This is a genomic window from Sphingomonas adhaesiva (assembly GCF_036946305.1).
Lineage (GTDB): Bacteria > Pseudomonadota > Alphaproteobacteria > Sphingomonadales > Sphingomonadaceae > Sphingomonas > Sphingomonas adhaesiva_B.
This window is the reverse complement of sequence record NZ_JAQIJJ010000007.1, coordinates 207,744-225,811: the sequence shown is the minus strand read 5'-3', so window position 1 is coordinate 225,811 and position 18,068 is coordinate 207,744. Positions and strand designations below refer to the sequence as shown.

Genomic DNA, 18,068 nt, shown 5'->3' with positions numbered 1-18,068 from the left:
GGGACGCTTGGCGAGGGGCGCAACACGCATGTCCGAATGCATGTCCGAATTCAGGGATCTGTTCTGGTGGTCCGCCGACGGCATCCGGCTACACGCGCGCGACTATGCCGGGCCGGCGGGGAGCGACGCGCCGCCGGTGATCTGCATGGCCGGGCTGACGCGCAACGCGCGCGACCATGCGACGCTCGCCGGCATCCTGGCGCGCGACCGCCGCGTGATCGCGGTGGATTTCCGCGGTCGCGGCGAGAGCGGCTATGCCAAGGATCCGATGACCTATGTCCCGCTGACCTATGCGCAGGACATGGTGGCGTTGCTGGAGGATCAGCGGATCGACCGCTTCGTCGCGATCGGCACCTCGCTGGGCGGGATCGTGACGATGCTGCTCGCGGGGATGCTGCCCGGGCGTATCGCCGGCGCGGTGCTGAATGACGTCGGGCCGGAGATCGAACCGGCCGGACTGGCGCGGATCCGCGGCTATGTCGGGCGGTCGAGCACCTGGCCCACCTGGATGCATGCCGCGCGCGGGGTGCAGGAGATGAACGCCGACGTCTATCCCGACTGGGGGATCGAACAATGGCTGGGGATGGCCAAGCGGCTGTACCGGCTCAATTCGGCGGGGCGCATCGTGCTCGACTATGACATGAAGATCGCCGAGCCGTTCCGCCTGCCCGGGGGCGAGGCGGGGCCGGACATGTGGCGCGCGCTGGCCGCGCTGGCGGGCGTGCCGGTGCTGGTGGTGCGCGGTGCGCGCTCCGACATATTGTCCGCCGCCACCGCGCAGCGCATGATGCAGGCGCTGCCGATGGCCGAACTGGTGACGCTGCCGCGGATCGGCCATGCGCCGGTGCTGGACGAGCCGGAGGCGGTCGCGGGGATCGAGCGGTTGCTGGGGCGCGTGCCGGGGGCCAAGTCGCTGGAACAACGCGCTTAGCTGGAACGTCTGGCGCGGACACCCTGCTTTGCGAGGACCCGCCATGACCGACCCTTCCGACGCGCATACCGCCGTCCTGCCGCTCGCGGGGCGGCGCGCGGTGATTTCCGGCGGGTCGACCGGGATCGGGCGCGCGATCGCGACCCTGCTGGCGAGCGAGGGCGCGCATGTCGTGATCGGCGGCACCGATCCCGCGCACCTCGACGATGCGCTGGCGCGCATCCGCGAGGTCGGCGCGGGCGAGGGCATCGCGCTCGACCTGTCGCAGGAGGACAATGTCGCCGCCTTCCTCGACCGCGCCGGCGATTACGATATCGTCGTCGCCAATGCCGCGGAGGCGGCGAGCGGCCTCGCCGAGATGGACGAGGCGGCGCTGCGCCACGCGATCTCGCTCAACTTCACCCAGTATCTGCTGCTGGCGCAGGCGGCGGCGAAGCGGCTGTCGGCGCGCGCCGGCGGTGGCGATATCGTGCTGGTGGGGTCGATGAGCGCCTATGTGCTCGGCCCGCATTCCACCGTCTATGCCGCGATCAAACAGGGGATCCAGGGGCTGTCGATCGCGCTGCGACGCGAACTGGGGCCGAAGGGCGTGCGCGTCGCGCTGGTCGAGCCGGGGCTGACCGGGTCCGACATGCAATTGCCCGATATCCAGCCCGACGCGCAGCGCCGGATGATCGACGAGGAGAAGATGCTGCGTGCGGAGGACATCGCCGTCGGCGTCCATTATCTGCTGACCCAGCCGCGCCGCGCGGTGGTCCAGCGGCTGACGATCAGCCCGCGGGTGCAGGAAGAGGAATGACGATGGAGCATCGCTACGACGCGCTGGTGTTCGGCCCCGGCGACGTCGACCTGTCGCGCTCGCCGCTGGCGGGGCGGATCGAGGCGGAAACCTATGTGCTGGGCGCGTTCAATCCGGGGATGACGCGGCTGCCGAACGGCAACCTGCTGATGATGGTGCGCGTCGCGGAGGCGCTGCGCCATCCGGTCCGGGACGGGCAGATCCATGCGATCCGCTGGGACGAGGGCAGCTACCACGTCGATGCCTGGCCGCTGGCGCTGGTCGATACCTCCGACCCGCGCAAGTTCCTGATGCGCGGCGGCGGGTGGCGGGTGATGGCGCTGACCTCGCTGTCGTGGCTGCTGCCGGTCGAGCTGGATGCGGCGGGGACATCGGTCGTCGCAGTCCATTACGACCGCGTGATCGCGCCGCGCGCCTCCTATCAATGCTATGGCGTCGAGGATGCGCGGATCAGCCGCGTCGACGGGCGCTATTACATGACCACCTGTTCGGTCAGCCCGGAGCGGCATTCGACCACGCTCTACACCAGCGACGATGCGATGGACTGGACGCTGGAGGGGATCGTCCTCGACCACCAGAACAAGGACATGCTGATCTTCGAGGGCAAGGTCCAGGGTCGCTTCTGGGCACAGACGCGGCCGCTGGGCGACCTGTATTTCGCCTATCCGCCCGGCAGCGAGTGGCGTTCCGGCCCGTCGATCAACCTGGCGGTGTCGCCCGATGCGATCCACTGGAAGCCGCACGACCGCCCCGGCATCCGCGCGCACGCCGCCACCACCGCGACCGCGCGGATGGGCGGCGGCGCGCCGCCGGTATTGGCGGAGGTCGACGGGCGCGAAGGCTGGCTGACGCTGTGGCATGGCGTCGAGCCGTCCGGCGTGGTGGGCGTGTACCGCACCTATTGGACGCTGCTGGACCGCGACGACCCGTCAGTGGCGCTGGCGACCAGCCACGTCCCGCTGCTGGAACCCGCGCCCGCGCTGACCGAGCCGCTCAAGGAGCGGATGTATATCGATGGCGTGGTCTTCACGACCGGGATCGCGGACGGTGGCGATCACTGGGTGGTCGCGAGCGGGGAGGCGGACCTCGCGTGCCGGATCACGCATGTGGCGAAGGGGGTGGTGACCGCAGGGTAAGAAGCCCCTCCCCTTCAGGGGAGGGGTTGGGGTGGGGCTGTCAAAGGCGTTACGCGTTGCCGCTGCCTCCGGCGGACTCCCTCACCCCCAACCCCTCCCCTGAAGGGGAGGGGCTTTTAACCCGCCAGCAGCCGCTCCGCCTGCGCGCGCGCCTCGTCCGTCACCGTCGCGCCCGACAGCATGCGCGCGATCTCCTCGCGGCGCTCGGCGGTGTCGAGCGGGCGCACGCCGGTGCGGGTCACCGTGCCGTCGCTCGACTTGGCGATCAGCAGGTGGGCAGCGCCGCGCGCCGCGACCTGCGGACTGTGCGTCACCACCAGCAGCTGCGTCGCGGTCGCCAGCCGTGCCAGCCGCTCGCCGATCGCGGAGGCGACCGCGCCGCCGACGCCGCGGTCGATCTCGTCGAAGATCATCGTCGCCGCCCCGCCTTCCTCCGCCAGCGCGACCTTCAGCGCCAGGATGAAGCGCGACAATTCGCCCCCCGACGCGATCTTTGCCAGCGGGCCGAACGGCGCGCCGGGGTTGGTCGCGATCTCGAATTCCACCCGGTCGCGCCCCGCCGCCGACCAGTCGCGCTCGTCGAGCGGCGCGACCACGGTGCGGAAGCGCGCGGCGTCCAGCTTGAGCGGTGCCAGCTCGCCCGCGACCGCCGCATCCAGCCGCGTCGCGGCGTCGCGACGGATCGCGCTCAGTGCCGCGGCCGCTGCCTCATAGGCGGTGCGTGCCGCGACGACGCGCGCCTCCAGCCCGGCCAGCCCCTGTTCGCCCGCGTCGAGCCGCTCCAGCCGCCCGCGCAGGTCGTCCGACAGCGCGGCGAGGTCGTCGGGCTGGACGCGATGCTTGCGCGCCATCGCGCGCAGTTCGAACAAGCGCTCCTCATCCTCCTCCAGCGCGCGCGGATCGTGCATCAGCGCGATGGCGGCGTCGCGCAATTTCTCCTCCGCGACCGCGCCCTCGATCACCGCGCGATCGACCGCCGCCAGCGCCTCGCCCAGTGCGGGGTGATCCTCCGCGATCCGCTCCAGCACGCGCGCCGCCTGGCGCAGATGCGTCAGCGCGCCGCCGCTGCCCTCCAGATGCGCGGTCACCGCATTCAGGTCGTCCGCGATCTTCTCCGCGCGCTGCATCGTGCGGCGGCGCTCGGCCAGCGCTTCCTCCTCGCCCGGCTCGGGCGCCAGCGCGGTCAGCTCGCCGACCGCATGTTCCAGCCAGTCGCGGTCGCGCTGCGCGGCGGCGATGCCGTCGCGCGCCTCGTCCAGCGCGCCTTGTGCCGCGCGCCACGCGGCATGCGCCTGTGCCACCTCGCGCGTGCCGCTCTTCGCATAGGCGTCAAGCAGCGCGCGATGCCCGGTGGCGGCGAGCAGCCCGCGATCGTCGTGCTGGCCGTGGATCTCGACGAGCATCGCGCCAATCTCGCGCAGCAGCGCGGCGGACGCGGGCTGGTCGTTGACGAAGGCGCGGCTGCCGCCGTCCGCCTTGACGATGCGGCGCACGATCAGCGGCTCGCCCGCCTCGATCTCCAGCCCGTTGCCGGTCAGCAGGTCGGCGACGGTGGCAGGCGCGTCGAATGTCGCCGTCACCACCGCCTGCGCCGCACCGGCGCGCACCAGCGACGTCTCGCCGCGCCGCCCGAGCGCGAGGCCCAGCGCATCGAGCAGGATCGACTTGCCCGCGCCGGTCTCGCCGGTCAGCACGCCCAGCCCGGCGCCGAACTCCAGCTCCAGCGCCTCGATCAGCACGACGTCACGGATGGAAAGCGCGGTCAGCATGGTCGCGCGCTCCTTAGCCGCAAATGAGGCGGGTGTTTACCCTGTTTGTTCCAGGCAGTTGTTGTTGGTTCGCCCTCACCCTTCCGCGGCTTCGCCGCTCCCTCCCTCTCCCGCTGGGAGAGGGAAGGGTGAGGGTGATCGCGTCAGGCCGGCGGCAGGCCCGGCGCGGGCGTCCCACCGGACGTGCCGGTCGCACCCGCGGGATTGTCGCCGCCGGTGGTTGTCGGCGTCGGCGGGGCGGGCGCCGGAGCGGCAGGCTTGTTCGACGGTTGGGCGGCCCCCTCCGGCAGCGGCTCCAGCACCTCGACCTGCGGGCGCGGGGGCGGGGGGACGATGTTCTGCCCCGGGGCGACCGGCGCGATCGGGGTGGCGGGGTTCTCGCCCATCAGCTTGAAGGCGCGCTGATACCATTCGGTGCCCGGATAATTGGCGCCCAGCACCGCCGCCGCCTTGCGCGCCTCGCCCCGGACGCCGAGCGCCAGATAGGTTTCGGTCAGCCGCATCAGCGCCTCGGGCGTGTGCGTCGTGGTCTGATACTGGTCGATCACGCGGCGGAAGCGCAGCGTCGCCGCCAGCCACTGGCGACGGCGTTCGTAGAAGCGGCCGACCTCCATCTCCTTGCCCGCGAGGTGGTCGCGCACCAGGTCCAGCTTCAGCCGCGCATCGGCGGCATAGCGGGTGTTGGGATAGCGCCGCATCAGCTCGCCCAGCGCATCCTGCGCCTGCTGCGTGATCTTCTGGTCGCGGCTGACGTCGCTGATCTGCTCGTAATAGCTCATCGCGACGAGATAATAGGCATAAGGCGCGTCGCGGTTGCCGGGGTGGACCGACAGGAAGCGCTGCGCGCCCTGGATCGACTGCGTATAGTCGCGGTTGAGGTAATAGCTGAACGCGCCCATCAGTTGCGCACGCCGCGCCCAGACCGAATAGGGATGCTGGCGCTCCACCTCGTCGAACAGCGCGGCGGCTTCCTTGTAGCGGCCCTGGTCCAGCCGCTGCTTGGCGGCGGAATAGAGCGTGCCGACGTCGCGCGCGACATAGGGCAGGTCGCCCTTGGCGCTGTTACGCGCACAACCGGCGACGGGAAGCGCGAGCGCGGCGAGCAGCCCGAGCGTGAGCGGGCGGAATAGGGGGGTACGCATCGGCCCGGTCCTTAGCGTAGAGAGCGGCCCGCGAACAACGGCTTTTGCGCGGGGTAAGGACCGCGCGGGCCGGCGTGCGCGTTGATACCCGACGACCCGTCCAGCCACAGGAGTTCGAATGCCCGCTGTCCTGCTCGCCACCAAGCGCGTCGAGAAGCCCTGGGGTCGCCACCACCTTTATCCCGGCTTCCCCGATCCCGCGCCCGATGCGGCGCCGATCGGCGAGGTGTGGTTCCAGTCGCCGCATCCGGAGGAGCCGGAGCTGCTGATCAAATATCTCTTCACCAGCGAGAAACTGTCGGTGCAGAACCACCCTTCGGACGAGGAGGCGCACAAGCGCGGGCTGCCGCGCGGCAAGGACGAATGCTGGACCGTGCTGACCGCGGAGCCCGATTCGACGATCGCGATCGGGCCGTTGCAGACGATGACGCGCGACGAATTGCGCACCTCGGCCGAGGACGGCTCGCTGGAGCACAAGCTCGACTGGAAGAAGGTGAAGGCGGGCGATTTCTATTATTCGCACTCCGGCGTGATCCACGCGATCGGGGCGGGGCTGACCGTGATCGAGGTGCAGCAGAATTCCGACACCACCTATCGCCTGTACGACTACGGCCGCCCGCGCGAGCTGCATCTCGACGACGGCGTCGCGGTGGCGGAGCTGACCCCTTACGTCGCGCCGGAAGCACCGGGCGAGGTCGCGCCGGGGCGCATCATCCTGGTCAACGGGCCGAAATTCGTGCTGGAGCGCTGGACCGGCGGCAAGCGGACGATCGACCTGCCCGCGGGCCGGCAGGGCTGGCTGGTCCCGATCAAGGGCGACGGCGTCGTCGCCGGCGTGGCGTGGAAGGCGGGCGAATGCGTCCTGGTGGAGGGGCCGGAGGAATTGCACGCCTCCGTCGATGCAGACCTGCTGTTCGCCTATGTTGGAAAAACTTTTCGATAGTTTCCAAGCCCCTGTCACGGTTGCTAGATGCAGATCAATTGTTCAGTTAGTGCATCGTCGAAACGTGACAGGGGATTGAACGACCGATGGATCGGGCGCGCTCGCGACGATTGATGAGCTGGCTGGCGGACGACCGCTGGCGACTGGTGGACGCCGACGACGCATTGGTGGAAGCGTTGGGCTATCCGCGTGACGAGCTGCTCGGGCGCGACCTGATCGAGCTGACCTATGCCGACGACCAGTCGTTCGTGCGTGCGCAGCTGGAGGAGTTGATGCAGGAGGGCGCGTCGGTCGGGATGCGCCAGCGCTTCTGCACCGCCGACGGGCGGCTGTTATGGATGACCAGCCACATCAGCCTGTTCGGCGCGGCGCAGCGGCGCCAGCTGATGGCGACGGTCGAGCCGATGGGGGAGGCGATTGGGGAGGATCCGCGGCTGCTGCTGCGCCGCTCGGCCGACCGTATCCTCGCCCGGCGGCGGCTGCGCGAGGGATTTTTCGGCGGCGACATGTTCGGCGAGCCGGCGTTCGACCTGCTGCTCGACCTGTTCGTGCAGGAGATCGACGGGCAGAACGCCTATACCACCAGCCTGGCGCTGGCGTCGGGCGCGCCGATGACGACCGCGCTGCGCCAGATCTCGATGCTGGTCGACCGCGGCTTCGTCCGCCGCGTGCCCGATCCGGTCGACCGGCGGCGGGTGATGCTGCAACTGACCGAGCACGGCTCCACCACGATGTGGAACTATCTGAATGCTGCGGAGAATCTGTAGGTTGGATCGGGCGGCAGCCGATCGGATTCCGTCACCCCGGCCTTAATCGGTGTTTGTCCCATTCAGGCAAGTACGCCTCCCCGGCGAAGGCCGGGGTCCAGTCGGGGAACAGGGGTTGGTGGGCGCTGTACGCCGTTACAGCGACCTTCCCAACTGGACCCCGGCCTTCGCCGGGGAGGCAGAAGGAATCCCCGCTTAAAGGGGGTAAGCCCGGACTTGATCCGGGGTGACGGGCCTTCCGAGGTGACCCGCCGCGTTCACGCGCCGCTTACCCCTTCGCGCTAGAACGCGGCGATGCTGCGCGTGCTGACGCTCTCCACCCTGTTCCCCGACGCGACGCGGCCGACCTTCGGCGTGTTCGTCGAACGTCAGGTGCAGGCGCTGGCGGCGCGCGACGGCGTGGCGGTGCGGGTCGTGGCGCCCGTCGGGCTGCCGCCGTGGCCCTTGCCGCGCGCGGCGCGCCACCGTGCGCTCGCCGCGCTGCCGCGGCACGAGACGTGGCACGGCGTCGACGTCACGCGCCCGCGCTTCGCCGCGATTCCCGGCACCGCGGGGCGCTTCCATGCCGGGCGGCTGGCCGCGGCGCTGCGCCCGGTGCTGGACGCGATATGGCAAGAGGCGCCGTTCGACGTCATCGACGCCTCCTTCTTCTTTCCCGATGGTCCGGCGGCGGTCGAACTGGGGCGGCGCTATGGCGTGCCGGTGTCGATCAAGGCGCGCGGGGCGGACGTGCATCTGTGGGGCCGGGCGCGTGCGACCGCGCGGCAGGTGCGCGACGCGGCGGCGGCGGCGGACGGGCTGCTGGCGGTCAGCGCGGCGATGCGCGACGACATGGCCGCGATCGGCATCGATCCCGCGCGGGTGCGCGTCCATCATACCGGCGTCGATGCCACGCGCTTTCGCCCGTGCGATCGCGACGACGCGAAGGCGGCGCTGGGGGTGACGGGGCCGCTGGTGGTGTCGGTCGGCGCGCTGATCCCGCGCAAGGGGCATGACGTGGTGATCGCGGCGCTGACGCAACTGCCCGGCGTGACGCTGGCGATCGTAGGGGAGGGGCCGGAACAAGCGCGGCTCGCATCGCTGGCGCGGCGGCTGGGCGTCGCGGATCGCGTCCGCTGGGCGGGGCGGGTGGCGCATGACGCGCTGCCCGGCTGGCTGGCGGCGGCCGACGTCATGGCGCTCGCCTCCGCGTCGGAGGGGCTGGCCAATGCCTGGGTCGAGGCGCTCGCCTGCGGCACGCCGCTGGTCGTCACCGATGCGGGCGGCGCGCGCGAGGTCGTCACCAGCGCGGCGGCGGGGCGGATCGCGGCGCGCGCGCCGGCGGCATTCGCCACCGCGATCGGCGACCTGCTGGCGAGTCCGCCCGCACCCGCCGCGGTCTGCGCGGCGGCCGCGCGCTTCAGCTGGGCGGCGAATGCCGCTACGCTGGAAGCGCATTTGCGCGCGTTGGTCGATCTGCATCAGCCGATCCGCGGTTGAAGCGGACGCGGCGCGGGCGCACAGCGCGGCGATGCAGGACGATGACGACGCGCGCTTCGTGGACGAGGCCGGGCACCGCTGGCCACCCTTGCCCCCGCTGCGCACGGGCGCGCTGGGGCGCTGCCCGCGCTGCGGCAAGGGGCACATCTTCCGCGGCTTCCTGACGATCCGCGATCGCTGCGAGGTGTGCGGGCTGGATTATTCCTATGCCGATCCGGCGGACGGGCCGGCGGTGTTCGTCCAGCTGTTCGCGTGCATTCCCGGCGTGGTGTTCACGCTGATGCTGCAGATCATTGCCAGCCCGCCGTGGTGGGTCCACCTGCTGGTCAGCGCACCGGTGCTGGTGATCAGCACGGTGCTGCCGCTGCGCCCGATCAAGGGATGGCTGGTGGCGAGCCAATTCTATTTCCGGGCGAGGGAAGGGCGGCTGGTGAAGGAGGAGTAGCTCCCCTCCCTTTCAAGGGAGGGGCTGGGGGTGGGTGGAGGCTTGGTGATACGGCTCCGTTCGCGCACGCGATCACCGTACCATGAGCACTCGACCCACCCCAACCCCTCCCTGAAGGGAGGGGCTTTGTGGGTGTCAGGACTCCAGCGGGTACAGCGCCGCGGCGACGCGGCGGTCCTCGGCGCGCAGCACGCCCCATGCCTTGGCGGCGGCGCGGCTGTCCATCGGCTCGATGCCGACGCCCTGCGCCTCCAGCGCGGCGACCAGCGCCCGCGGCGGGCGGCGCAGCGTGGCGCCGGTGCCCAGCAGGATGAACTCGATCGCCTCGCCCAGAAGCGGCGCCAGCGCGGCCTCGTCCAGCGCGTCGAGCGGCGGGGGCGACCATGAATCGGCGCGCGTCGCGGTCAGCAGCAGCGCGGGGTACACCCCCATCGTTCCGTCCGGCGCGTCCACCTTGAACCCGCCCGCGCCGAAGCCGCGCACCAGCGGCCCCGACGCCGGACGGTCGCGGTCGATCCGCATCAGCTGCGCGGACCGACCCGCTCGGCACCCTCGACGCTGTTGGCGGGGCGGGCCTTGTCGGCCGCCTCCGGCTCGGCGCGCAGGCCGAGCGAGATCAGCAGCGAGGAGGAGACGTAGATCGACGAATAGGTGCCGACCACGATGCCCAGGATCATCGCCGCGGTGAACCCGCGCAGCACATGCCCGCCCAGGAACAGCAAGGCGAACAGCGCCAGCAGGATCGTGACCGAGGTCATGACGGTGCGGGGCAGCGTTTCGTTGACCGACAGGTTGATGAGGTCGCGCATCTCCATCTTGCGATAGCGGCGCATGTTCTCGCGGATACGGTCGTCGATCACGATCTTGTCGTTGATCGAATAGCCGATGATGGTCAGCACCGCGGCGACGATGTTGAGGTCGAACTCGAACTGCGACAGCGCGAAGAAGCCGAGCGTCATCAGCAGGTCGTGGACGATCGCGACGATCGTCGACACGCCGAACTGCCATTCGAAGCGGAAGATCGCGAACAGGCCGATGCCCAGGATCGCGAGCACCACGGCGAGCACGCCGTTGCGGATCAGCTCGCCCGACACCTTGCCCGACACGGTCGAATAGCGGCGGAATTCCGCGCCCGGGAATTGCTGCGCCAGCGCGGCCTCGACCTTCTTCACCGCGGCGTTGGTCGCCCCTTCGTCGCCGCCCTGCTGGACGGGCAGGCGAATGGTGATGGTGCGCGGATCGCCGAATTGCTGGAGCGCGGCCTCGCCCACGCCCTGCGCATCGACGACGGCGCGGACGCGGTCGAGGTCCGGCTTCTGCGCGAAGCGTTCCTCGATCATCAGGCCGCCTTCGAAATCGACGCCGAAGTTCAGCCCCTTGTAGAGCGTGATGCCGACCGCCAGCACGCTGAGCAGCAGGGTGAGCCCGAACGCCCAGCCGCGCAGGCGGACGAAATCGATGTTGGTGTCGTCGGGGACGAGCTTGAGCAGTTTCATAGGTCGCTTCCAAAACGCGTCACCCCAGCGAAGGCTGGGGTCTTCCCCGTGGCGGGAGATGCCAGCCTGCGCTGGCATGACGGTTCGTGTCTCATATGTTCATCGTCTTGGGCTTGGCGCGGCGCAGCCAGCCGGCGACGAGCATGCGGGTGAAGGTGACGGCGGTGAATACGCTGGTGGCGATGCCGATCAGCAGCACGACCGCGAATCCCTTCACCGGGCCGGAGCCCAGCACGAACATGATGATGCCCGAAATGGCGTGGGTCACGTTCGCCTCGAAGATGGTGCGGCTGGCCTCCTTGTAGCCCAGCTCCACCGCCTGCACCACGCCGCGCCCGCGATGCCGCTCCTCGCGGATACGCTCGTTGATCAGCACGTTGGCGTCGACCGCGGTGCCGATCGTCAGCACGAAGCCGGCGATACCGGGCAGCGTCAGCGTGCCGTTGATGAGCGCCATCACGCCCAGGATGACGAACACGTTGATGACGACGGCGAGGTTCGCATAGACGCCGAAGCGGCCGTAGGTGACCAGCATGAACGCGACCACCAGCGCCACCGCGACCGCGGAGGCGAGGATGCCGGCGCGGATCGAATCGGCGCCCAGGTCCGGCCCGACGGTCGATTCCTCGACCACCTTCAGCGCCACCGGCAGCTTGCCCGAGCGCAGCGCGATCGCCAGCTGGTTGGCGCTGTCGGTGGTGAAGCCGCCGTTGATCGCGGCGCGCCCGCCCATGATCGGCTCGTTGATGTTGGGCGCGGAGATCACGCTGTTGTCGAGGATGATCGCGAACGGGCGGTTCACATTCTCCTGCGTCACGCGCGCGAAGCGGCGCCCGCCCTGGCTGTCGAAGGTGATCGACACCTGCGGCGCGTTGGTCTGCGGCTCGAACTCCTGCCGCGCATCGGCCAGCATGTCGCCGGTGATGATCGCGGAGCGCTTCACCGCGATGAACGGGATGCCCGAGGGATTGTTGGGGTAGGGCAGCACCTGGCTGCCCGCGGGGGCCTGCCCCTTGGCGAGCTGCGCCGGGTCGGCGTTGGTGTCGACCAGCTTGAATTCCAGCTTCGCGGTCTTGCCCAGCAGGTCCTTCAGCGCCTGCGGGTTCTGCAACCCGGGCACCTGCACCACGATGCGGTTCGCGCCCTGGCGGATGATCGTCGGCTCACGCGTGCCCAGTTCGTCGATGCGGCGGCGCACCACCTCGGTCGCATCCTGCATCGCGGTGTCGACCGCCTGTGCCAGACCCGCCGCGGTGGGGGTGAGGACGAAGCGGCTGCTGTCCACCACCTGGATGTCCCACTGCCGCTGCCCGGTCATCCCGGCGCCGGTGCCGGTGATCGACAGCAGCCGCTCGCGCGCGGCATCGACCTGCGACGGATCGCGCAGCATGAACGACAATTGCCCGTTGCGGCTGGAGATGTCGCCGATCTCGATCCGCGGATTCTGGCGCCGCATCTCGGTCTGCACCTGCTCGCGCATCGCCTCCACGCGAGTGGCGGCGACGTCGGCGGTGTCCGCCTCCAGCAGCAGATAGCTGCCGCCGGCGAGGTCGAGTCCCAGGTTGATCCGCGGCGGCGAGAAGGGCCAGCCTTGCGTCGTGCGTTCGGGCAGGAAGCTCGGGATCGACAGCGATACCAGCGCGGCCAGCAGCAGCCAGATGCCGGCCACCTTCCAGCGGGGGAAGTCGAGCATGTCAGTCGTTCGCCGGCTTGCCGCCGAGCGGGGTGACCTCCGCCAGCGTCGCCTTCACCACGCGGACGCGGGTGTTGGGGGCGATCTCCACCTCGACCACGGCGTCTTCCACCTTGGTGACGCGGCCCATCAGCCCGCCGGCGGTGACGACCGAATCGCCCTTCTTCACGCCCGCGACCGCGCTTTGCAGCGTCTTCATCCGCCGCTGCTGCGGACGGATCATCAGGAAGTAGAAGACGATGAAGACGAGGAACAGCGGCGCCAGGCTGAGGAAGCCGGCGATCCCGCCGCCGGAATTGGCGGCACCCGCCGCGGTCTGCGCATAGGCTGGAGAGATGAGCATGGAATTCCGTGCATGGCCATGGAGCGGGCGACCGGTGCCGTCCGCGAAGCCGCTGCCGCTATCATCGCGCGTGGCCCGGCGCAATCGTTGCGTCCGGTGCGTCCACGGCGCTTGCATCTGGCGGAGAGCGCGCGTAGAGGCGCGCCTTCGGTCGGGGCGTAGCGCAGCCTGGTAGCGCATCACACTGGGGGTGTGGGGGTCGCAGGTTCGAATCCTGTCGCCCCGACCAATCAACCATCGACGGTTTCCTGTTCGCGCGGGCGAGCGCCTGTGAGTCGCGGACGCGTGCGTCCCGCCATGAGCGGTGGTGCTCGGCTCGCGGCGCCCATGGCTCGCCCGATCCGCTTTATGCCGTCTTGCCAACCTGTTATAGTGGACATGGGTGATCGCCTGGGCGTTAATGCGACCTGGGTGGGGCGGATCGACGGGAGATCGAGATGGCGCCTGAACATGCTCCTTCGAAGGGAGCGGAGACATGAGCGCCGCGCTCTATCCGTTGCCGCTCGCCGTGCGACCGCGCGTCGCGATCAACGATCCGCTGCGCTGCCGGCTGGAGGCGCTGGCGCCCGGCGCCGCCGATGCGATCGGGCTGGGGCACCAGCGCCGCCCGTCGCGCACCATCCGCGCGCGCCGCGAGATCCTGCGCGAGGGCGAATGCCCGGCGGCGACGCTGGCGATCCAGTCGGGCTGGGCGGCCTTTGCGCGCCATTTCCCCGACGGGCGCCGCCAGATCCAGCACCTGCTGCTGCCCGGCGACATCGTCGGGCTGGGGCCGCGCGTCCCGCTCACCTCGTCGCTGCTGGCGTTGACCCCGGTGACGCTGGTCGAGCTGGACCCGCCGTCGACCGAGCCCGGGGCGGCGCTGGACCAGGCGGTGCGCCGCTATGCCGCGCTGACGCTGCAACAATTGCTCAACGCCGTCTGCCGCGTCGGGCGACAATCCGCGCAGGAGCGGTTCGCGCATCTGCTGCTGGAGCTGCGCGACCGGCTTCAGCTGGCGGGGCTGGGCGATGGCAACCGGTTCGAGATGCCGCTGACGCAGGAGATGCTGGCCGACACGCTTGGCCTCACCAGCGTCCACGTCAATCGCACGCTTCAGGCGATGCGGCAGCAGTCGCTGGTCACCTTGCGCGAGCGCGAGGTCGTGCTGCTCGACGCGGCAGCGCTGGCGCGGATCGCGGACTATCAGTCGCCGGCGCTCGCATAGAAATCGTTCATGCTGAGGAGGCGCTTCGACAAGCTCAGCCTCTCCTCAGGGCGAACGGACGACGGCTTACCCCCGCGGCTTTCGCATCCGGATCAGCCCTTCCTGCGCCACGGTCGCGACCAGTCGCCCGTCGGCGCTGAAGATGCTGCCGCGGTTCATGCCGCGCGCATGCCCCGCCCACGGGCTGTCGGTGGCATAGAGCAGCCATTCGTCGGCGCGCACCGGTTCGTGCAGCCACAGCGAATGGTCGAGGCTGGCGCTCTGGAACCCCGGCGTGGTCCAGTTCACCCCGTGCGGCAGCATGCACGTCCCCAGCAGCGCCATGTCGCTGGCATAGGCGACGATCGCGCGATGCACCGCAGGGTCGTCGCCGATCGGCGCCACGACGCGGAACCAGCTGTGCTGGACCGGCTCGGCGGGGGTGGGGCTGAACCATTTGCGCGGGAAGACCGGGCGGATCTCGATCGGGCGCGGGCGCGTCAGCTGCTTGCGGAAGCGTTCCTCGACATGCGCGCTGTCGGCGGCGCGCAGCTCCGCCTCGGTCTTGAGCGATTCGGGCGGGGGGACGTCGGGCATGCGGTCCTGGTGGTGATAGCCTTCCTCCGGCAACTGGAACGACGCCGCCATGTTGAGGATCGGCTGCCCGCGCTGCATCGCGATGACGCGGCGGGTCGCGAAGCTGCGCCCTTCGAAATCGCGCACTACGCGATAGATGATCGGATGATCCTCCGACCCGGCGCGCATGAAATAGGCGTGGAGCGAGTGCGCGATCTTTGCGCCGTCATCCCCCGCGCCATCGGTCGAGCGTTGCGCGGCCTGCAACGCCTGCGCGATCACCTGCCCCCCGAACACGCGCCCCACGCCCCCCGCGGAGCGGCGCCCGCGGTAGAGGTCGGTGTCGATCTCCTCGACGTCGAGCAGGTCGACGAGGTCCGCGGCGAGCGCGGCGGGGGTGGGCGTGGTGTCGGTCATTCAATCCTCCCCAGAATGGGGAGGGGGACCGCCGGCCACAGGCCGGTGGTGGAGGGGGATCGCCGCCCGCGATCCGCCCGTGGCGATCCCCCTCCACCATGCTGCGCATGGTCCCCCTCCCCGTGCCGGGGAGGACGGGTCAATAGCCCGCGGTGGTCGCGAGCAGGTCGGCGTGGAAATTGGCGTCGCCGAACATCTCCGCCAGCACGCGCCCGCGCTTCATGTAGAAGCCGATGTCATAGGCATCGGTCATCCCCATGCCGCCGTGCATCTGCACGCCTTCCTGCACGCTGAGCGTCGTGGCGAGGCCGGTCATCGCCTTCGCCACCGACACCGCCTGCGCCGCCTTCTCGTCGCCGGCATCCAGCAACTGCTGCGCCTTGAGCACCGCGGCGCGCGCTACCTCCATCTCCGAATAGAGATGCGCGGCACGATGCTGGAGCGCCTGGAAGCTGCCAATCAGCGTCCCGAACTGCTTGCGCTCCTTCAGGTAATTGACGGTCATGTCCATCGCGCCGCCGCCGACGCCCAGCATCTCCGCCGCCGCGCCGGTGCGGCCCGCGCGCAGCAGGCGGCCCAGCGGATCGCTGCCCGCGTCCACCTCGCCGATCACCGCATCGGCATCGACCTCGACGCCCTCGAACGCGATCCGCGCGGCGAGGCTGGCGTCCGCCAGCCGCTCCGGCGTCGCGGTCAGCCCGGCGGCGTCCTTCGGCACCGCGAACAGCGTCACGCCCTGTTCGTCCGCCGCACTGCCCGCGGTGCGTGCGGCGACGATCAGCAGGTCGGCGACATGGCCGTGCGTCACGAACTGCTTCTTTCCGGTCAGGCGGAAGCCGTTGCCGGCGCGCTCGGCCTTCATCTTCACCGTGGCGCGATGCTTGGCGCCCTCGTCGATCGCGAGCGCCGCGACCGTCTCGCCCGCCAGAATACCGGGAAACCAGCGCTCCGCCTGCGCGGTGCCCTTCAGCGCCGCGACCGCCGCGACCGCGGTGGAGAGGAACGGGGAGGGCGACAGGTTGCGCCCGATCTCCTCCAGCACCACGCCCGCCTCGACATGGCCGAGGCCCAGCCCGCCCTGATCCTCACCGATCAGGATGCCGGTGAAGCCCATCTCCGCGAACTGCTTCCACAGGTCGCGGCTGAAGCCGGTGGCGTCGTTGCTGTCGCGCAAGGACCGCATGTGGCTGACGGGGGCGGAGGCGGCGACGAAATCCTTCGCGGTGTCGCGCAGCATCGTCTGTTCGTCGTTCAGGAATAACGGCATTCTTCTTCTCCCTCTCCCCTCCGGGGAGTTTTGCGGGCTCCCGGGCAGATCAAGTCCCCGGACTTGATCTGCGAAATGCCGGGGGCATTTCGCATCCGGGTTCCCGCAAAACTGGCCGGGGTGAGGGGCAGCCCCACGCACCGGCCCAAATTGATGTATCTCGAAGGTCAGCCCCTCACCCAACCCTCTCCCCGCAGGGGAGAGGGCTAGAAGATCAGGCCGGCAGCTCCAGGATCCGCTTGGCGATGATGTTGAGCTGCACCTCGCTGGTGCCGCCCTCGATCGAGTTCGCCTTGGTGCGCAGCCACGCGCGCGCCTCGCGTCCGCCGTTGCTGGCCTCGCTCTCCCATTCCAGCTCGTCCGATCCTCCGGCGCTCATCAGCAGTTCGTAGCGCGCCTTGTTCAGCTCGGTGCCGTAATATTTCATCATGCTGGGCTGCGCGGGATGGGCGCGGCCGGCCTTCAGCTCATCGATGAAGCGCTCGCTCTGCGCCGCGAACGCCTTGGCGCGCACCTCGAACAGCGCGATCTGCGCGCGCAGCAGCGGATCGGCGAGCTTGCCGTCGTGATCGACCCCGACCGTGGCCAAAGCGCCCAGCACCAGCGGGTTCTTGCCGCTCGTGCCGCCCAGCCCCATGCCCGAGATCATCTCGCGCTCATGCCCGAGCAGGTATTTGGCGACGTCCCAGCCCTTGTTGAGCTCGCCGACCAGATTCTCCTTGGGCACCTCGACATTGTCGAAGAACGTTTCGCAGAAGGGCGAATAGCCGCTGATGAGCAGGATCGGCTTGGTCGTCACGCCCGGGGTGCGCATGTCGAACAGCACGAAGCTGATGCCGTTATGCTTGTTGGTCTTGTCGGTGCGCACCAGGCAGAAGATCCAGTCCGCCTTGTCGGCATAGCTGGTCCAGATCTTCTGGCCGTTGACCAGGAAATGGTCGCCCTTGTCCTCTGCGCTCGTCGCCAGGCTGGCGAGGTCGGACCCGGCGTTCGGCTCCGAATAGCCCTGACACCAGCGGATCTCGCCGCGCGCGATCTCGGGCAGGAAGCGCTTCTTCTGCGCCTCGGTGCCGTATTTCAGCAGCGCCGGCCCGAGCATCGAGATGCCGAAGCTGTTGAGCGGATTGCGCGCGCGGATCTTCGCCATTTCCTCGCGCAGCACCTTGGTCTCGGCCGCGGACAGCCCGCCGCCGCCATATTCCTTGGGCCAGTCGGGCACGGTCCAGCCGCGGCGGCCCATCGCGTCCATCCACTGCTTCTGCGCCGGCGTCAGGTCGCTCTGGTCGCGGCCGCCCCAGACCGCATCCTTTTCGGTGCGGACGGGCTCGCGCATCTCGGGCGGGCAATTCTCTTCGAGCCACGCGCGGGTCTCTGCGCGGAAGGTGTCGAGGTCGGTGGTCATCGGTCGCTCCATGAAAGCTCGTGCGCGGTGCGCGCGGCGGCGATGGCGGTACGGTCGGCGTAGAGATCGGCGATCACCTGCACCCCGATCGGCAGGCCGTCGGGATCGGTGCCGATGCGCACGCTGGTCGCGGGCAGCATCGGGAAGGTGGCGAGGCCGGGGAAGGCGAACTGGTGGAAGAAGACGGTGTCCTCCGCATCGATCCCCAGCCGCCGCGTCTGCAACGGGGTGGGGTCGTGCGGGAAGGCGGTCATCCCCACGGTGGGTGCGATCACGA

The 18,068-nt window shown here is 69.9% G+C and carries 18 protein-coding genes and 1 tRNA gene; 9 read left to right on the top strand and 10 right to left on the bottom strand.

Translation table 11 applies throughout. The annotated features are described in order from the left end of the window. The first annotated feature begins 40 nt into the window (after positions 1-40). The 3 genes from PGN14_RS13465 to PGN14_RS13455 are packed head-to-tail and all read left to right on the top strand — an operon-like array spanning position 41 to position 2,866. Positions 41-931, top strand: coding sequence for an alpha/beta fold hydrolase (locus PGN14_RS13465; RefSeq protein WP_335300062.1), 891 nt, complete (start codon positions 41-43; stop codon positions 929-931). Between the two features lie 43 nt (positions 932-974). After that, a complete protein-coding gene (locus PGN14_RS13460) occupies positions 975-1,730 on the top strand; it encodes an SDR family oxidoreductase (protein WP_335300061.1) in 756 nt (251 codons plus the stop codon). Between the two features lie 2 nt (positions 1,731-1,732). Next, the gene (locus tag PGN14_RS13455; RefSeq protein WP_443019510.1) at positions 1,733-2,866 is read left to right on the top strand and encodes a glycosidase; all 1,134 of its coding nucleotides are present in this window, start codon (positions 1,733-1,735) and stop codon (positions 2,864-2,866) included. Positions 2,867-2,982: 116 nt separating this feature from the next. On the opposite strand, the gene recN is transcribed toward PGN14_RS13455, so the two are convergent. Both recN and PGN14_RS13445 read right to left on the bottom strand, forming a co-directional pair. After that, entirely contained in the window at positions 2,983-4,635 is a 1,653-nt protein-coding gene (recN, locus tag PGN14_RS13450) for a DNA repair protein RecN (protein WP_335300058.1), read from the bottom strand. Positions 4,636-4,778: 143 nt separating this feature from the next. Beyond that, on the bottom strand, positions 4,779-5,777 hold the full coding sequence (locus PGN14_RS13445) for an outer membrane protein assembly factor BamD (protein WP_335300057.1): 999 nt from the start codon (positions 5,775-5,777) through the stop codon (positions 4,779-4,781). 118 nt (positions 5,778-5,895) lie between these two features. Between PGN14_RS13445 and PGN14_RS13440 the strand changes: the two genes are divergently transcribed. The 4 genes from PGN14_RS13440 (at position 5,896) to PGN14_RS13425 (ending at position 9,411) form a co-directional block, all read left to right on the top strand. After that, the gene (locus PGN14_RS13440) at positions 5,896-6,720 is read left to right on the top strand and encodes a class I mannose-6-phosphate isomerase (RefSeq protein WP_335300055.1); all 825 of its coding nucleotides are present in this window, start codon (positions 5,896-5,898) and stop codon (positions 6,718-6,720) included. Between the two features lie 86 nt (positions 6,721-6,806). Next, a complete protein-coding gene (locus PGN14_RS13435; RefSeq protein ID WP_335300054.1) occupies positions 6,807-7,487 on the top strand; it encodes a PAS domain-containing protein in 681 nt (226 codons plus the stop codon). Positions 7,488-7,781: 294 nt separating this feature from the next. Next, the gene (locus tag PGN14_RS13430; protein ID WP_335300053.1) at positions 7,782-8,966 is read left to right on the top strand and encodes a glycosyltransferase; all 1,185 of its coding nucleotides are present in this window, start codon (positions 7,782-7,784) and stop codon (positions 8,964-8,966) included. Between the two features lie 31 nt (positions 8,967-8,997). Beyond that, positions 8,998-9,411, top strand: coding sequence for a DUF983 domain-containing protein (locus PGN14_RS13425; RefSeq protein ID WP_335300052.1), 414 nt, complete (start codon positions 8,998-9,000; stop codon positions 9,409-9,411). Between the two features lie 135 nt (positions 9,412-9,546). Here the strand turns inward: PGN14_RS13425 and PGN14_RS13420 are convergent, their stop codons facing one another. From PGN14_RS13420 to yajC, 4 genes are all read right to left on the bottom strand, one after another. Then, entirely contained in the window at positions 9,547-9,933 is a 387-nt protein-coding gene (locus tag PGN14_RS13420) for an Mth938-like domain-containing protein (RefSeq protein ID WP_335300050.1), read from the bottom strand. Next, positions 9,933-10,907 carry a protein translocase subunit SecF gene (gene secF / locus PGN14_RS13415; RefSeq protein ID WP_335300048.1) on the bottom strand — a complete coding sequence of 325 codons (975 nt, stop codon included), beginning with the start codon at positions 10,905-10,907 and terminating at the stop codon, positions 9,933-9,935. Before secF ends, PGN14_RS13420 begins: the two co-directional genes overlap by 1 nt. 91 nt (positions 10,908-10,998) lie before the next feature. Continuing rightward, positions 10,999-12,600, bottom strand: coding sequence for a protein translocase subunit SecD (gene secD, locus PGN14_RS13410; protein ID WP_335300047.1), 1,602 nt, complete (start codon positions 12,598-12,600; stop codon positions 10,999-11,001). Position 12,601: 1 nt separating this feature from the next. Further along, the gene (gene yajC, locus PGN14_RS13405) at positions 12,602-12,943 is read right to left on the bottom strand and encodes a preprotein translocase subunit YajC (protein WP_335300044.1); all 342 of its coding nucleotides are present in this window, start codon (positions 12,941-12,943) and stop codon (positions 12,602-12,604) included. 152 nt (positions 12,944-13,095) lie between these two features. On the opposite strand from yajC, the gene PGN14_RS13400 reads away from it, so the two are divergent. Next, positions 13,096-13,172 (top strand) — tRNA-Pro (locus tag PGN14_RS13400). Between the two features lie 246 nt (positions 13,173-13,418). Continuing rightward, entirely contained in the window at positions 13,419-14,150 is a 732-nt protein-coding gene (locus tag PGN14_RS13395; RefSeq protein WP_335300040.1) for a Crp/Fnr family transcriptional regulator, read from the top strand. Between the two features lie 66 nt (positions 14,151-14,216). On the opposite strand, the gene PGN14_RS13390 is transcribed toward PGN14_RS13395, so the two are convergent. The 4 genes from PGN14_RS13390 to PGN14_RS13375 all read right to left on the bottom strand — a co-directional run bounded on the left by PGN14_RS13390 (position 14,217) and on the right by PGN14_RS13375 (position 18,066). Next, a complete protein-coding gene (locus PGN14_RS13390; protein ID WP_335300039.1) occupies positions 14,217-15,122 on the bottom strand; it encodes an acyl-CoA thioesterase in 906 nt (301 codons plus the stop codon). Between the two features lie 139 nt (positions 15,123-15,261). Next, positions 15,262-16,389, bottom strand: a complete 1,128-nt coding sequence (locus PGN14_RS13385; protein WP_335300038.1) for an acyl-CoA dehydrogenase family protein — start codon at positions 16,387-16,389, stop codon at positions 15,262-15,264. Between the two features lie 214 nt (positions 16,390-16,603). Continuing rightward, a complete protein-coding gene (locus PGN14_RS13380; RefSeq protein ID WP_335300036.1) occupies positions 16,604-17,791 on the bottom strand; it encodes an acyl-CoA dehydrogenase family protein in 1,188 nt (395 codons plus the stop codon). Then, positions 17,788-18,066 carry an amidase family protein gene (locus tag PGN14_RS13375; RefSeq protein WP_335300035.1) on the bottom strand — a complete coding sequence of 93 codons (279 nt, stop codon included), beginning with the start codon at positions 18,064-18,066 and terminating at the stop codon, positions 17,788-17,790. Before PGN14_RS13375 ends, PGN14_RS13380 begins: the two co-directional genes overlap by 4 nt. Positions 18,067-18,068: the final 2 nt, after the last annotated feature.

Bases quoted from the DNA above. Each gene is read 5' to 3' on its own strand.
- PGN14_RS13465 (WP_335300062.1), top strand. From the start codon at position 41: ATGTCCGAATTCAGGGATCTGTTCTGGTGGTCCGCCGACGGCATCCGG.
- PGN14_RS13460 (WP_335300061.1), top strand. From the start codon at position 975: ATGACCGACCCTTCCGACGCGCATACCGCCGTCCTGCCGCTCGCGGGG.
- PGN14_RS13455 (WP_443019510.1), top strand. From the start codon at position 1,733: ATGGAGCATCGCTACGACGCGCTGGTGTTCGGCCCCGGCGACGTCGAC.
- recN (WP_335300058.1), bottom strand. From the start codon at position 4,635: ATGCTGACCGCGCTTTCCATCCGTGACGTCGTGCTGATCGAGGCGCTG.
- PGN14_RS13445 (WP_335300057.1), bottom strand. From the start codon at position 5,777: ATGCGTACCCCCCTATTCCGCCCGCTCACGCTCGGGCTGCTCGCCGCG.
- PGN14_RS13440 (WP_335300055.1), top strand. From the start codon at position 5,896: ATGCCCGCTGTCCTGCTCGCCACCAAGCGCGTCGAGAAGCCCTGGGGT.
- PGN14_RS13435 (WP_335300054.1), top strand. From the start codon at position 6,807: ATGGATCGGGCGCGCTCGCGACGATTGATGAGCTGGCTGGCGGACGAC.
- PGN14_RS13430 (WP_335300053.1), top strand. From the start codon at position 7,782: ATGCTGCGCGTGCTGACGCTCTCCACCCTGTTCCCCGACGCGACGCGG.
- PGN14_RS13425 (WP_335300052.1), top strand. From the start codon at position 8,998: ATGCAGGACGATGACGACGCGCGCTTCGTGGACGAGGCCGGGCACCGC.
- PGN14_RS13420 (WP_335300050.1), bottom strand. From the start codon at position 9,933: ATGCGGATCGACCGCGACCGTCCGGCGTCGGGGCCGCTGGTGCGCGGC.
- secF (WP_335300048.1), bottom strand. From the start codon at position 10,907: ATGAAACTGCTCAAGCTCGTCCCCGACGACACCAACATCGATTTCGTC.
- secD (WP_335300047.1), bottom strand. From the start codon at position 12,600: ATGCTCGACTTCCCCCGCTGGAAGGTGGCCGGCATCTGGCTGCTGCTG.
- yajC (WP_335300044.1), bottom strand. From the start codon at position 12,943: ATGCTCATCTCTCCAGCCTATGCGCAGACCGCGGCGGGTGCCGCCAAT.
- PGN14_RS13395 (WP_335300040.1), top strand. From the start codon at position 13,419: ATGAGCGCCGCGCTCTATCCGTTGCCGCTCGCCGTGCGACCGCGCGTC.
- PGN14_RS13390 (WP_335300039.1), bottom strand. From the start codon at position 15,122: ATGACCGACACCACGCCCACCCCCGCCGCGCTCGCCGCGGACCTCGTC.
- PGN14_RS13385 (WP_335300038.1), bottom strand. From the start codon at position 16,389: ATGCCGTTATTCCTGAACGACGAACAGACGATGCTGCGCGACACCGCG.
- PGN14_RS13380 (WP_335300036.1), bottom strand. From the start codon at position 17,791: ATGACCACCGACCTCGACACCTTCCGCGCAGAGACCCGCGCGTGGCTC.